Raw genomic sequence first — 13,520 nt, 5'->3', positions numbered from 1 at the left:
ACAGCAATGTCTGGGCCTTTTGCATTAACTGGCATCTGATTTGATCGACATAATCGGAATAAATAGACAGGCTATGAAACGAGCATTCTTGGGCGAGTTTGAAGAGGTCGTGCTGCTAATGGTTGCCATTCTAGGTGAAGCTGCCTACGGCGTAACCATCACGCAGGAAATTGAGGCGCAAACCGGCCGGAACGTCGGCTTCAGCACCGTGCACACTACGCTGCAACGGCTGGAAGAGAAAGGGTTTCTCAGCTCCCAGATGGGCGGGGCTACTGCCGAACGGGGCGGGCGGCGAAAGCGGTTTTTTACCGTCACGGCCGCTGGCCGCAAAGCTCTGATCGACGTGAAGCAGGTACGTACCCAGCTTTGGGACGCCCTGCCCCCCCAATTTCAAATCGCCTGATACCCTCGCCGCTGATGAAGCCACACGCCAAACCACCCCGCTGGGCCACTACGCTGCTACGCTGGTGGGGCCACCCCGACACCCGCGAAGAGGTCGAGGGCGATCTGCTCGAACTCTACCCGCATTGGGTACGTACCCAGGGCCCCCGCCGCGCCAACTGGCGCTATGCCCTGAGCGCCTTGCGGCTGCTGCGGCCGTTTGCCCAGTCGAAACACGTACCTGACCATCAACCCTTTTTCGTTTTCCACCCTGATATGATCCGCAACTACGTGCTTGTGGCGTGGCGCAACCTCACCAAGAACGCCACCTATTCATTCATCAACCTGGTTGGCCTGGCGCTGGGTATGGCGTGTAGCCTGCTCATCGGCCTGTGGGTCTACGATGAACTGAGCTACGATCGGTTTGTGCCCAACCACGAGCAGGTCCACTACGTCCGGGTTAATTTCAGCATACGGGGCGGCGACACCCAAACGGCTACGGCCACACCCGGCCCCCTGAGCGATGCCATTGCCCGCGACGTGCCGCAGGTGGCCATGACGACCAAACTGACGTGGCCATCGGAACGGCTGGTGCGGGTGGGCGACAAAGTGGCGAAAGAAACGGGCCAATACGCGTCGGCGGGTTTCTTCGACGTGTTTGCTTTACCAGCCGTGGAAGGCAACCCCAAAACGGCGCTGGCCAATCCCAATCAGATCGTGATCAGTCAGACGCTGGCCCGGTGCTACTTTCCGTCCGGGAAAGCCGTAGGGCAAACGCTTCAGTTCGACAATAACAAGGTGTTTGTGGTGGGCGCAGTGCTGAACGACCTGCCTCACAATTCGACGCTCCGGTTCGACTGGCTGGCCAATTTCAACGCGCAGGAGCAGGTCTGGCAAACCGAATGGGGTTTTAATTCCGTGCAGACGTACCTGCGGCTGAAACCCACCGCCACCGCTCAACAGGCCGAAGCCGCCATGAAAGGCCTTTTTCGGCGCTACACCACCTTCAACAATAAGGAGGAGATTATCCTGCAACCCCTCACCGACATGCACCTTTGGAGTACCTACGAGAATGGGGTGGCCGTGGGCGGGCAGGTCGAATACGTGCGCATTTTCGCGGTAGTGGCCCTGTTTATCCTGCTGATTGCCTGCATCAACTTCATGAACCTCAGCACGGCGCGGTCGGCGCTGCGGGCCAAGGAAGTCGGCGTGCGGAAGGTCGTGGGCGCGGGGCGGTTGGCGCTCATTGGCCAATACCTGAGCGAGTCGATGCTGATGAGCTTGCTGGGCGTGGTGCTGGCGCTCCTGCTCGTGTGGCTGACGTTGCCCACCTTCAACGCCGTTTTCGACAAACACCTCGCGCTCGACCTCACCAACCCGTTATACTGGCTGGGTATCGGCGGGCTGGTGCTGCTCACGGGTGTGCTGGCGGGGAGCTACCCGGCCCTGTTTCTGTCGGGACTGCGGCCCATCCGTATCCTGCGCGGGGCGGGGTTGTCGTTCGGGCCGGGATCGGCGTTTCGGGGGCCGGCTCAGTTTCGGCGGTTGCTGGTGGTGGTGCAGTTTTCGCTGTCCATTTTCCTCATCATCGGCATGCTGGCGGTGGGGCGGCAGATGACGTACCTGCGCACCAAGCACCTGGGCCTCGACCGCACCGACGTGGTGTACATGCGGCTGGAAGGCACGTTCAATGACTACGAAAAGACCGAAGCGTTCAGGCAAGAATTGCTTCAGCGTCCATCGGTAGCGTCGGCTACGACCACCGCGCACCTGCCGCTGAACATTCAGAGCAGCACCACCGACCTGCACTGGGCGGGTCAGCCAGCAAAGCAACTGGTGGATGTGTCGGCCATGTCGGTAGGCAACGATTTTATCAAAACGGCGGGCATCCAACTGCTCGATGGGCGCGATTTCCGGCCCAACGCTATTGCCGACACGGCCTGCTACCTGGTCAACGAAGCCGCCGCCAAGCTGATGGGGATGGATAAGCCCGTTGGCCAGCAAATCACGTTCTGGTTTGGCAAGGGGCCCATCATCGGGTTGATGAAGGATTTTCACCTTGGCTCGCTGCATCAGCCGATCGGGCCGCTGGTGGTGGCGTTCATGCCGCCGAATGTGCAATACCTGCTGGTGAAACCCCGCGCCGGGCAAGCGAAGCAGGCACTGGCCGATCTGGAACGGCTGACGAAGCAATTCAACCCCAACTACCCGTTTGCCTATCACTTCCTCGACGAAGCCTACGAAAAACTGTACGACCGGGAGCAGCAGGTGAGCACGCTCATCAACTACTTCGGCGTGCTGGCTATTCTGATCTCCTGCCTGGGTCTGTTTGGCTTGGCGACCTTCACCGCCGAGCAACGGACCAAAGAAATCGGCGTGCGCAAAGTGCTGGGAGCCAGTGTGCTGGCTATCGTGCGGCTGCTGTCGGTCGATTTTGTGCGGCTGGTACTGATCGCGCTGGTGTTGGCGACGCCGTTGGCGTGGTGGGCCGTATCGACGTGGCTGGGTACGTTCGCTTACAAAATTGACCTAGGCTGGTGGATCTTCGCGCTGGCGGGGCTGCTGGCACTGGGTATCGCCCTGCTGACGGTCAGCTTCCAGAGCGTCAAAGCGGCGCTGATGAATCCCGTGCAGTCGTTACGAAGCGAATAACTGGCTTACTCGCGCCGGATCGCTTCGACGGGGTCGAGGCGGGCGGCGCGCATGGCCGGGTACGTGCCGAACAGAATGCCGATCACCATGGCAACGCCCACGATAATCAGCAGGGTGTTCCAGGTATAGGCGGCCTGAAAGGGTACGTTGGTTACGGCTGAAATAATCGGGACGAAGGCCAGCGTGCTCAGGATCCCCAGCATCAGCCCCAGCATACTGCCGAAGGTCGAGATGGTGATCGACTCCGACAGGAATTGCCAGAGAATATCCCGCTTTTTAGCACCCAGCGCTTTTCTGACGCCGATTTCGACGGTGCGCTCAGTCACCGAAATCAGCAGCACGTTCATCACGCCGATACCGCCCACCAGCACCGAAATGCCCACGATCAACCCCATCACAAGGCGAAACAGCATAAACCCTTTGGCCGCCTGACTGACGCGCAACTCGTTGGTGATGACCGAAAAATCGGCCAGTTGATGCGGCATGTTGGCTTTGAGCCAGGTTTCGAGCTGCGTTTTCAGCGCAGGTACGTCCTCCACGTGCCCGGCTTCAACGACACCCATCGGCGGGCTGGCGCGCAGGGCACTGTCGGGGAGCAGGGTCAGGGGCATAAGCAACTGCCCGGAGCGCGCATCTTTATCCGCCGCAATCCCGACGATCGTCAGCGTCAGGTGCTGGTAGGTGACTTGCTGGCCAATAGCCGTTTGTTCGGGGCGTTTGCCCACGAGTTGTTTGGCCAGCCGTTGGTTGATAAACGCCACCGGTTGCCGACCAATCAGTTCGGCTTGGGTAAAGGTCCGGCCGTGCAACAGGGTGAGGTCGGGGTGCAGGGGCCAGGTCACCGCGCTGATGAGCGTGCCCGCTTTACGCCCATCGGCCTTTAACGTCACCTCGCCGTTTTGCCGACTGTAGAGGTAAGCCCCTACCGGTGCCCGTAGCGACGCCCGCAGGCTGTCGAACCGGGCGGGCGTGAAGTAGGCATAGTCGTCTTTGCGCACCTGCACGTCGTTCACCGATTTGTACAGATTGGGCTGGATCAGCACGGCCTTCAGGTCGGTCGTCTTGGTGATTTGCTCCTGCGCATACTGTTCCATCCCGTCGATCAGCGACAGAATGGCCACCAGCGCCGCCACGCCAATGACAATCCCCAAAATCGAGAGGATCGTGTGGAAAAAATGGGTGCGGATGTGGTGCAGGGCGGTTGCAAACGAAAAGACGATCTTTTTCATTAGAAGGCGCTAACCAGTAGCAGGGTTGGTGAACCAAAGTAGGCAGGTAGGGTAGCTAGTACAATGCTTATTGGATGGGCGGTCGGGTGTTGCCGGAACGCGCACTGTCCGACGTTGGCCGCCCTCGTCCGTAAACGGACAGAAGCGGGCAAATAGGCCGCTGTTTATCAGGTACTTGTAAAAAAGGCACGGGGTTTGGTCAGCCAACGGCTGAGGCTAACACCTTACTGGCCAACCGGTTGGCGTGTGCTGCCCAAAGTGGTCTACTCAACTCTGTCACGTTGATCAATTATGTTTCGTAACTACTTGACTATCGCGCTCCGAACACTCTGGAAACACCGGGTTCACACGCTCATCAACGGGCTGGGCCTCGCCGTGGCCTTCGGGTCGGCGTTGTTGCTGGGGCTGACTTCCGCCTTCGAGCTCTCGTTCGACCGGTTTCACGCCGATCATGAGCGTATGTTTAAGCTCTATTTCTCATCGACCGACCGGGAAGGGAAGCTGAACCATAGCGCGTCGATGCCTTACCCGCTGATTCCGGCACTGCGAGCCGAATTCCCCGAGATCGAAGCGGCCACGACTTGGATGACAGGCTCGGGCGGGGTGCGCTACGGCGACAAAGCCCTCAATAAGATGGTCCGCTTCTGTGATCCTGATTTCCTGAAGCTGTTTTCGTTTGCCCTCAAAAAAGGTGATGCCAAAACGGCGCTGGCCGACAAGAGCAACATTGTCATCAGCGAAAACATGGCGAAAAGCGTGTTCGGCGCGGCCAACCCGATAGGCAAATCGATGCAGGTGAACCTCAACGGCACCTTTACCAACGTCGTCGTCACGGGAGTCATTGCCGATTTCCCCGACAACTCATCTGTCGACTACGACGCGCTGATGCGCATTGAAAACGCCGGTGCTTACGCGCAGGAACGCACCAACTGGAACCACGGCGACCATGAGGTCTACGTGAAGCTGGCCGCGTCGGCCACGCAGGCGGGCGTTGAGAAACGGCTCGAAGCGTTTTTGCAGAAGTACATGGCCAAAAACATCAAAGAGCGCAACGAGCAGGGCTATGCCAAAAATGAGCGGGGCCAACAACAAAGCCTGCTGCTGCTGCCCATGCGCGACGTGCACTTCGATACGGAAACCGTGGGCGGGCAGGGTGTCAACAAAACGTACATCTACACGCTGCTGCTGATTGCGGCGTTTATGGTCTTTATCGCCGGCATCAACTTCGTGAACCTGACGGTGGCGCAGGCCTTCACCCGGGCGCGCGAAGTGGGCGTGCGGAAGTCGCTGGGGGCCGGGCGTGGGCAACTTTTCGCCCAGATTTGGGGCGAAACGGCACTGCTCTGCGGCGTCGCTGTCCTGCTGGGGATCGGGTTGGCTTACGTCGCCCGGCCGCAGTTCAATACGTTGTTCCGGGCCAACCTGACCACCGCCGACCTGTCGCAACCACGTACCTGGCTGGGCGTCGGGGTGGCGTTTCTGCTCATCATGCTGCTAGCGGGTGGTTATCCGTCGTGGATCATTGCGCGGTTCAACGCCGTATCGGTGCTGAAAGGAAAATTGCAGACGGGCCGCCCCGGTCTGTTGCGCAACGGGCTGATTGTGGTGCAGTTCGTGATTGCCAGCCTGCTCATTGTCTGCACGCTGGTGATGAATCAGCAGCTAACGTACCTGCGCGAAATGCCGATGGGCTACACCACCGAACAGGTGATCAGCATCCCGGTTGGCAGCGATCTGGACGGCACCACGAGCCTGCGCCTGCTGCGCGACCGGCTGGCCAGCCAACCCAACGTACTGGCGGTGAGTGGCACCGGCGTCAACATTGGTAACGGGCTGGATGGCTCGTCGTCGCGGCATATGTACGGCTTTTTGTATGGCAAACGGGAAGTCGGCTGCGACTGGGTGCGGGTCGATACGGACTACCTCAAGGCGCTTGGCATCAAGTTGTTACAGGGTCGTGATTTTGATCCGGCCTACGGCAGCGATTCGAGCCAGTCGGTGCTGATCTCGCAGAGTATGGCCAAGCAGATGGGGGAGAAGAACCCCGTGGGCAAGTTCATTCTGCCCGATTCGTCAAAAGGTAAATTTCAGGTGGTGGGCGTCGTTGCCGATTTCAACCTGTATTCACTGCACCAGAAAGCGCAACCCATTGTGCTGCACATGGACCCCCGCAGCGCGCCCGTTCGCTACCTGCTGGTGCGCGTAAGGCCGACGAATCTGCCGGGATCGATGGAGACGGTGAAAGCCGTCTGGAAAGCCATTGCGCCCAAACAGGAATTCCTGGGCTCGTTTCTCGACGAAAACACCGACCGCTGGTACCGCCGGGAAGCCCGCCTGAGCCACCTCTTCACCACCGCCGCCAGCATAGCCATCTTCCTGTCGTGCATGGGCCTGTTTGCCATCGCCGTGCTCCGCATCGAGCAGCGGACGAAGGAAATCGGTGTGCGCAAGGTGTTGGGTGCCAGCGTGTTCAGTATCGTGTCGCTGCTGAATCAGGATTTCCTTAAACTGGTGCTGCTGGCCGTGGCGCTGGCCTCACCGCTGGCGTGGTGGGCCATGTCGAGTTGGCTGGCTGATTTTGCCTACCGCACGCCGATCAGCTGGTGGGTTTTCGCGCTGGCTGGCCTGTTGGCTGTGGGCATCGCCTTCCTGACGGTGAGTTTCCAGAGCATCAAAGCTGCCCTGATGAACCCCGTGAAGAGTTTACGAACCGAATAACCCGCAGCTGATTATGTGGAGCAGCTACCTCAAAATTGCCTGGCGCAATCTGATTCGGAACAAGATGTTCTCGGCGATCAACATCGTTGGGTTGGCGCTGGGGCTGGCTAGCAGCATCCTCATTCTATTGTGGGTACAGGACGAACGGCGTATCGGCACCCATTACCCCAATGCCCGGCACCTCTACCGGGTGATGGAACACGAAAAGGCCGACGGGCGCATCGTCACCGACGAAGACACGCCCGGTATCCTGGCCGACGAACTGAAGCGCGTTCTGCCCGAGGTGCGCTATGCGGCCGGTTTTTCTGGTCCCGAAGAGCACGTGTTGCAGGGTGGCCAAAAGACCGCCCGGCAGCAGGGGCGTTTTGCTGGCGCCGACTGGTTTCGCATGTGCAGCCTGCCGCTGCTGGCGGGTTCGCCCCAATCGGCGCTTACCGATCCCAACAGCATCACCATTTCCCGAAAGCTCGCCGTTCTTTATTTCGGATCGCCGCAGCAGGCTGTTGGCAAAACCCTGCGTATCGACAACTGGCAATCATATCAGGTAACGGCCGTTTTCGAGAACCTGTCGCCGCACACGGCTGAGCCCTACGAGTTTCTGATCAACTGGCAGGCCTATCTGGCGCGTGAGCCCTGGCTTACCGTTTGGGAAAATGCCGGCCCCGGCACCCACCTGCAACTGCGGGCCGACGCCGACCCCGAAAAAGTAGGCAATAAGCTCCGGACATTTCTGAAAGGACGTAACAAAGACTTTGGTCCCTACTTTTCGATCGACTTGTTTTTGCAACCCGAAACGGAAGCGTACCTGTATTCGCACTTTACCGACGGGCACCGCGATGGGGGGCGCATTGAGTATGTCCGGTTGTTTGTTGTCGTGGCGTTGTTTCTGCTGCTGATTGCGGGTGTCAACTTCATGAATCTGGCAACAGCCCGGTCGGTGAAGCGGGCCCGGGAAGTGGGCGTGCGGAAGGCCATTGGTGCCGAACGATCCTCGCTGATCGGGCAGTTTCTGAGCGAGGCAATCCTGCTGACGACCCTTGCCTTGCTGGTGGCCATTCTGTTGGTTAACCTGCTCCTGCCTGGCTTTAATCAGTTAACCGGCAAGCAACTCGCGCTGCCATTGGGTCAGCCGTCGACCTGGGCGACGATGGTCGGTATACTGCTGGCGATGGGGCTGCTGGCGGGTAGCTACCCCGCTTTCTTCCTGTCGTCGCTCAATCCGGTGCAGGTTTTGAAGAGTAGCTTCCGCGTGGGGGGCGGTGCGCAATCGGTACGGCGCGCGCTGGTGATCGTGCAGTTTGCCCTGTCTATGCTGCTGATTGTGGGAACGCTCGTGATCTACCAGCAACTGCAATACATACAGCGAAAAAACCTGGGCTTTAATCGGGCGGGCCTGATTCAGCTTCCGCTGGAAGGGGCCCTGGTGCCTAACTATTCGGCCTTTAGAGAACAACTGCGTCAACTGCCCGGCATACAGTCGGTCACGTACGGAAAGTCCGGGCCTTTGGGTAACAACAACACGAGTGATGGAGTTAGCTGGCCCGGTAAAGACCCCACAGCTGCCATTCAGTTTACCATGACGGCGGTGGGCTACGATTTCACGAAAACAATGGGCGTGCGGGTGAGTCAGGGGCGCGATTATTCGCCTGAGTTCAGGGCTGATACCGCCAACTACCTGATCAATCAGGCGGCGGCCAACCGGATTGGCTACAAAGATCCCGTCGGTAAACCGCTCACAGTATGGGGCAAAGCGGGCACCATCATCGGAGTGCTGAACGACTACCACTTCAACTCCCTGCACAAGGCCATTCGACCGCTCGTCATTCGCTTTCAGCAAAAAGGTGATGCCGGAGTGGTGCTGGTGCGGGCTCAGCCAGGGCAAACGCAGCAGGCGATTGCGAGTCTGGAGGCTGTCTGCCGCCGGCTGAACCCGGCGTTTCCCTTCGCCTATTCGTTTGTCGATGCTGATTTCGCGACGCAGTATCGGAGTGAAACGGTGGTCAGTCGTTTGGCCACGCTGTTTGCAGGTCTGGCTATTTTCATCGCCTGCCTGGGGTTGTTTGGACTGGCTGCCTTCACGGCCGAACAGCGAACGAAAGAGATCGGTGTGCGCAAGGTGCTGGGCGCCAGCGTGAGCAGCATCGTCGCCTTGCTGAGCAGGGACTTCCTCAAGCCGGTGCTGATTGCCATTGGGCTGGCCTCGCCGCTGGCATGGTGGGCTACGTCGAACTGGCTGGCCAAGTTCGCCTATCGCATCGAGCTATCCTGGTGGCTTTTCGCGCTGGCGGGCTTGCTAGCCGTGGGTATCGCCTTCCTGACGGTCAGTTTTCAAAGCATCAAAGCCGCTCTGATGAGTCCCGTGAAGAGTTTACGAAGTGAGTAAATAATGTATAATGCATAATGTACAATTATGTCGCATTAGCGATCCGCCGACTGACCACCATTGTACATTATACATCGTGCATTGTCCATTCAACTAAACCTCCTCTCTTATGTCGTACATCGCTATACCAATTCCCAACGTACCTGGCAAGCAGGACATCGAAATTGAGGTTACAATCAACGGGCAGCGGCAGGCACTGCACTACCGCGTTGAGCTGTTTTACTGGGCCGACTGCGCCGTACCCAGCTTCGACCGGGTCGAATGCATTCAGCAGCTCCTGGCTACCTACGATCAGGACTGGTCGCTCTATTATATTGGCGCGCCTACCGATGAGTTTGTGCCCGTCACATTCGTGCGCAAAGAAGACTTGGCCAAACAGCGGCGACTGCGGCAGATGGCCTAGGCGACCAATAGGCTAGCGGGTGTACAGCGCCCCTTTGGCGATGGTCGATTCGTACTCGTAATTGATCGTTTCCAGGAATTTGCCTGTCACCCAGCCGATGTCGGCGTTTCGGATAAAAACGAAGCGCTTGGGCGTGCCGTTGCCATTGTAGGCGTTGATCGTGGCTTCCAGCAGCGCAATGCCAGCGATCAACTGCTTTTGCGTCAGCTGGTTCTGCACCTGCACAATGTCCTGGGTAGCTTTTTCGCGGGTGGCGGCGTCGCTCACCACCGACAGGTCGGGCTTAACCAGCGTCGCGTAGTCGTCCATGACCAGCTTTTTGAACCGGGCAATATCAGTCGGGCTGATGGGCACAGCGGTGGTCTGCGCTTTTTCAGGGTGCAGGTACGTTACCAGCGCCAGCGCCGTTGCCCCGCCCACGCCCACCGTGGGGCGCTCCATGATGCCCGCCGGTACGTTGATGGGTGGCAACGCCCGGATGACGCGCTGCGCTTCCCGTTTGTAGGCCTCGATACCCAACGAGCGTTTCGGATCGATCTGGCTCACCAGTGCGTTGACGCCGATGGGCACCGTCACCTGATGGAACGTCTTTTTGTCGTCGAAATAACCGCCCATGATGTTATCGCTGCCGATATTGAGGGCTGAGGTTGATGGCCACACTTTGCGCGGAATGGCCCCAACCGTGAAGAGTTCGGCCTCGCGAGCGGCGTTGAGCGTGGTATCAATACGCAGGTTGGTACCGTTGGGCATGGCCGCTACCAACTGGCTGTAAAGCCGGTCGCGGTTGACAGCGCTGCCCCGCACGTCGTTGTCGAACACGATAAACACCCGCTCGTTGGGGATGTTATACCGGCGAATCGAGTCGAGGCATTCCTGCAAAGCCAGTCGCTCTTTCCCGAACGAGTTGGCTGCGTCGGCTACCAGCGACACGTCGGGGAGGTTGATCACCGACCGAATGTCTTTTTCGTAGAAATCGCTTTCGTACTGCGTTTTGAAAATAGCGAGCTTCATGCCCGACGTGCCAATCTGAATGCCAGCATACAGGTTTTTGCCCGAAATGTCCCGGATCACCTCGTTGACGCCCCAGGCACTGGCTACGTATTTGAGCTGCGCGTATTGCGCCCGTGAGCGGGTTAGGTAGCGCAGGGCCGGTTCTGAATCCCGCAGGTCGTTATAGGAAAGGCCCAGCAATTCATTGGCCACGGCTTTCCAATACAGATTCTTGTTGACGGCTGGCAAGGCGCGTTTCAGCAGGTTGATCGACTCGTCCGATTTATTAACCGCCCGCAACGTGTTGGCGAGCTTGATGTAATGAATCGCCTGGGTAACCGAGCGGGCGTTTTGCGCCATCCCAACCGAGGTACACAACAGAATGAGGGCGCTGAAGAAGTATTTGATTGAAGACATAAGAAAACAGATTAACGCGTCTGCCGGGGCTTGTTGAGGAGGCGCTCCAGTTCGCTTTCGCCGCCGGCTGGGTCGGCCACCGCGGATGCCGTTGCCGGTGGAATTGGGCGTGATGGCCGCTTTGTCTCATTGGCAATGCGCAAGCTGGTTGACGCTCCTGCCAATTGAGCCGAATCGGTAGGGGACTGCACCTGAGCGACCACCGGTTTGGGCGCGGGTTTATCGACCCTAACAGCTTTACTGATCCGATTCTGGTTGGCTGTGCGCTGGCGGACGATATCCGATGCGTCGAGCTGTGTTGCCTCGGCAAAATCAATGGTCGGCACCGGCTTGTCGGTCAGCACATACTGTAGGGTATCGTAGCGTAGCGTGGTGTGGGGGGTTGCCAGCGCCACTCGCTGAGCAGCCTTCAACTGCTTTGTTTGCGTATCGTACTGGCCCTGTAGACTGGTGAGGATGTTGGGGCCGTCGGAGAAACGACTCTCGCCCTTGTACTCAACCGCGCCCGTGGTCAGGTTGTAATCGAGGTGGTTGGTGGTCAGCTCGGCACTGTTGTGCTCGAAAATCACGTTGCCAGCAAAGGTCGCTTTTCGGGTAGTGCCGTCGTAGCGCAGCGAATCACTGCTACTGGTAATGGAATCGCCCTGAACAACCCGGATATGGCCGTAGGCGATGATGCGATCGGTAGCGAGCTGATGGATGGCTTCGTCGCAGAAGAACTGCGTGCCCCGGTGATGCAGCCGCACGTTGTTGGCATACCGGCGGATGCCCTTACTGGGTGAACTCACGTCGGTTTCGCCGGGAACAGCCGCAATCGCAATGGTATCGCGCCGAACGGTGGCTGCAACAGACGGCTGCTGAGCCAACGCACTACCCGACACGCTTATCAGCGATGCTACCAGCCAAAATTTAACCATATCCGCGCTATTCCGTGGGCCGTAACCGTTGAGTTACCCAACGGAGGTACGTAGAAATACCAGCCGCGGATTGCTCCGCCGCCCATCTTTTTCGACGGTACCGCATCGGCTTGGTACCAACAGCATAGCGCCTGGAACGGCCTACACCACGCCCAGCCGATCAAACCGACGACCCAGGATGGCCGTGTCGTCTACGTTGAGCCAGTCATGGAGCAGGGTGGCGTAAATGCTTCGGAAGTCGACCGAATAGCGCAAATCTCCTTCGTCGAGATTGATAAGAGTCGGGGCGGGGTTAAATACGCGCCGGTTGCCCGTACCACCAATCAGGAAGACGTTGTTGGCCGTGCCGTGGTCGGTGCCATTACTGGCGTTCTGCTTCACGCGTCGGCCAAATTCCGAGAAGGTCATCAGTAGCACATCCTGAAGGCGGCCCGCCTCTTTCATGTCGCGCATGAACGTACCCACGGCCTCGCCATACTGGCGCAGGAGCCGCTCCTGTTGGCCCAACTGGTTGATGTGCGTATCGAACCCGCTGAGCGAGATGTAATATACGCTCGTATCGACGCCCGCTCGGATCAACTGCGATACCGTGCGGAGGCGGTTGCCCAATTCGTGGTTGGGGTACGATGTGTTGGGGCTGACGGTCTTGGTTTTGTCAAACACATAGGCTGCCGACGAGGTTGTTTCGGCCAGGGTTTTGTACAGGTAAGCCGCCTGCTGATGCTCGTCGTCGTGCGCGTGCGCCAACGCGTCGATCAGCGGCCCGCGCGTTTGGTTGTAGAGCTTTTTCGGGTCGAGCACGGCCAGCGCGTTGAGTGTATCACCCTTCATGGCCAGGCTCAGTGTGTCGTCTACTTCGATGGCCTGATGCGGGCCAATGGAGGGCGCACCGGGCTGTGCTTTGCCCGAGCAGGACGCGTCGAGGTAACGCCCCAGCCAGCCTGAGTTCAGGTACTGGTCCGAATTGCTGGCCGTATGCCAGATGTCCATCGACCGAAAATGCGAGCGATCGGGGTTGGGGTACCCCACGTTATTGATCACCGTGAGCAGCCCGTCGTCATACAGCGCCCGCAGCGGTTCGAGGGCGGGGTTGAGGCCCACTTCGTCGTTGAGAGTCAATACGTTTTCGCGCGGAATAGCAATGCCGGGCCGTTCGCGGTAATAGATGTCGTTGCGGTAGGGAATAACCGTGTTCAACCCGTCGTTGCCGCCCGATAGCTGCACCACGACCAGCACCTTGCCCGACTGGGGACTAAGCCCCAACTGCCGGTTTGCCATAGCCTGGGCTTCAAACGCTTTCAGGAAGGAGGGAATCAGCAGGGTGCCTGCCGCAGCGAGACCCGAATGTTGGAGAAAATCGCGTCGTTTCATGGGGGAGAAGCAGGGGGCCTGGGGCGGGGGGCATGGGGTAGTTAAATGCGCCGAGTGCC

9 protein-coding genes are annotated in these 13,520 nt (G+C 58.8%); 5 read left to right on the top strand and 4 right to left on the bottom strand.

Features of this window, described 5'->3' with window-relative positions; all coding sequences use genetic code 11:
* The first annotated feature begins 73 nt into the window (after positions 1-73).
* Both FAES_RS00470 and FAES_RS00465 read left to right on the top strand, forming a co-directional pair.
* On the top strand, positions 74-403 hold the full coding sequence (locus FAES_RS00470) for a PadR family transcriptional regulator (protein ID WP_015329207.1): 330 nt from the start codon (positions 74-76) through the stop codon (positions 401-403).
* Between the two features lie 14 nt (positions 404-417).
* Positions 418-3,033 (top strand): ABC transporter permease, encoded by a 2,616-nt coding sequence (locus FAES_RS00465; RefSeq protein WP_015329206.1) that lies wholly within the window; start codon positions 418-420, stop codon positions 3,031-3,033.
* A 5-nt stretch (positions 3,034-3,038) separates the two neighbouring features.
* Here the strand turns inward: FAES_RS00465 and FAES_RS00460 are convergent, their stop codons facing one another.
* On the bottom strand, positions 3,039-4,262 hold the full coding sequence (locus FAES_RS00460; RefSeq protein WP_015329205.1) for an ABC transporter permease: 1,224 nt from the start codon (positions 4,260-4,262) through the stop codon (positions 3,039-3,041).
* A 291-nt stretch (positions 4,263-4,553) separates the two neighbouring features.
* Between FAES_RS00460 and FAES_RS00455 the strand changes: the two genes are divergently transcribed.
* The 3 genes from FAES_RS00455 (at position 4,554) to FAES_RS00445 (ending at position 9,766) form a co-directional block, all read left to right on the top strand.
* A complete protein-coding gene (locus tag FAES_RS00455; protein WP_015329204.1) occupies positions 4,554-6,980 on the top strand; it encodes an ABC transporter permease in 2,427 nt (808 codons plus the stop codon).
* 13 nt (positions 6,981-6,993) lie between these two features.
* The gene (locus tag FAES_RS00450) at positions 6,994-9,363 is read left to right on the top strand and encodes an ABC transporter permease (RefSeq protein ID WP_015329203.1); all 2,370 of its coding nucleotides are present in this window, start codon (positions 6,994-6,996) and stop codon (positions 9,361-9,363) included.
* A gap of 109 nt (positions 9,364-9,472) precedes the next feature.
* Entirely contained in the window at positions 9,473-9,766 is a 294-nt protein-coding gene (locus tag FAES_RS00445; RefSeq protein ID WP_015329202.1) for a hypothetical protein, read from the top strand.
* Positions 9,767-9,778: 12 nt separating this feature from the next.
* Here the strand turns inward: FAES_RS00445 and FAES_RS00440 are convergent, their stop codons facing one another.
* The 3 genes from FAES_RS00440 to FAES_RS00430 all read right to left on the bottom strand — a co-directional run bounded on the left by FAES_RS00440 (position 9,779) and on the right by FAES_RS00430 (position 13,461).
* Positions 9,779-11,173, bottom strand: coding sequence for a tetratricopeptide repeat protein (locus FAES_RS00440; protein WP_015329201.1), 1,395 nt, complete (start codon positions 11,171-11,173; stop codon positions 9,779-9,781).
* Positions 11,174-11,184: 11 nt separating this feature from the next.
* Entirely contained in the window at positions 11,185-12,090 is a 906-nt protein-coding gene (locus FAES_RS00435) for an OstA-like protein (RefSeq protein ID WP_015329200.1), read from the bottom strand.
* A 141-nt stretch (positions 12,091-12,231) separates the two neighbouring features.
* Positions 12,232-13,461 (bottom strand): DUF1501 domain-containing protein, encoded by a 1,230-nt coding sequence (locus FAES_RS00430; RefSeq protein ID WP_015329199.1) that lies wholly within the window; start codon positions 13,459-13,461, stop codon positions 12,232-12,234.
* Positions 13,462-13,520 lie beyond the last annotated feature (59 nt).

The sequence above is a fragment of the Fibrella aestuarina BUZ 2 genome, from assembly GCF_000331105.1.
Taxonomy (GTDB): Bacteria; Bacteroidota; Bacteroidia; order Cytophagales; family Spirosomataceae; genus Fibrella; species Fibrella aestuarina.
This window is presented reverse-complemented; position numbering and strand designations above follow the sequence as displayed.